Origin of the sequence: Streptomyces sp. SID3343 (assembly GCF_009865215.1) — a bacterium.
Lineage (GTDB): Bacteria > Actinomycetota > Actinomycetes > Streptomycetales > Streptomycetaceae > Embleya.
In genome coordinates this window covers 1-1,276 of record NZ_WWJX01001278.1, presented here as the reverse complement: position 1 = coordinate 1,276, position 1,276 = coordinate 1, and the positions used below count along the sequence as shown (strand labels likewise).

Annotated in this window: 1 protein-coding gene; it reads right to left on the bottom strand. The window is 71.0% G+C overall.

Annotated elements, in window-relative coordinates:
• The coding region (locus tag GT354_RS40200) for an immune inhibitor A domain-containing protein (protein WP_346012390.1) at nucleotides 1-1,202 on the bottom strand (1,202 nt) is incomplete at its 3' end.
• Nucleotides 1,203-1,276 lie beyond the last annotated feature (74 nt).

Genomic DNA, 1,276 nt, shown 5'->3' with positions numbered 1-1,276 from the left:
TCGCCGCCGCTGAAGTTGTCGTACAGGTCGGGCAGACCGAGGTCGTGGCCGAACTCGTGGGCGAACACGCCCACTCCGGAATCCTCGGGCTGCACGATGTAGTTGGCCACCTTGAGGTCGGTGCCGGGGACGACGTGCCCGCGCAGCACGGTGCTCGCGTGCGCCCAGATCGCGTAGGTGCCCTCGGCGCCGCCGCCGGCCGACTTGTCCTTGCCGGCGTGGACGAGGACCAGGTGGTCGACGACGCCGTCCGGCTCCTGCGTGTTGTCGTCGTGGTCGGCGTCGCCCGGGTCTTCCTTGTCGTAGTCCGACCACGGGAAGTCGGGCTGTGCGGCGGCCAGTGCGTCCACCGCGTCGGTCACGAACTGCCGTACACCGCGCGGGTTTTGCGGGCTGCCGCTGTTGTCCTGACGGGGCGCGCCGCACGCGGCGGCGGCGTACCACGCCTCGGAGTGCGGTACGCCGACCCAACCGGCGCTGTGGCCGCCGACGTTGTAGGCGCCGTGCGACATCTCCTGGTACATGTTGCGCATGGTCAGCCCGGCGAGACTGATCCCGGGCTTGCCGTCGGGGCCGGTGAGGTCGGGGCGGACGCGCTCGGTGATGCCCTTCTCGGAGTAGAGCATGTCGTCGAAGTGGGCCTTGTCGAAATCCTTCACCCACAGCGTGTTGTCGTCCTTGCCGGCGACTGCCGGGTCGGGCAAGTGGTTGTGCCGGGGGCCGTTCTCGACCGTGCCGGGCGGCTCGGTGACGCACGTGGGATCGGCGACGCTCGTGGGGCGCGCGAAGCCCGAGAAGTCGTCGTCGGCCCGGTCGTTGAACTCGACCAGGATCGTCAGCAGCTTCGCGTCGCGCGTGGCCTCGCCGGCTTGCGCGCGCGGGCTCTTGCCGGTGCGGGCGGCCTCCGCCTCGGCACGGGCGAGCCGGCGGGCGGTGACGGGGTTGCCCGCACTGTACTTGCGGTCGTAGGCGCGGGCCCGCCGGTCGGCGGCGAGCATGCGGTCGTGCAGGTCGGGCGACGCGGCGGGCGGGGCTTCGGGCGGCAGCGGATCACGCGGCGCCACGTAGTTCAGATAGGAGTCGGCGGCGGACGGGTTCCACCGCGCGGGCGAGTCGCGGTCGGCGGCGGCCACGGAAGACGTGACGACGCCGGCGAGCAACAACACGGACGCGGCGAGCAGGGAACGCAAAGGACGCAACACACCCGCAAACTAAGCCGATATGCCCCTCATCCCCCCGAGACATGACCCCTTGTCCTACGAATGGTCCAACCCCA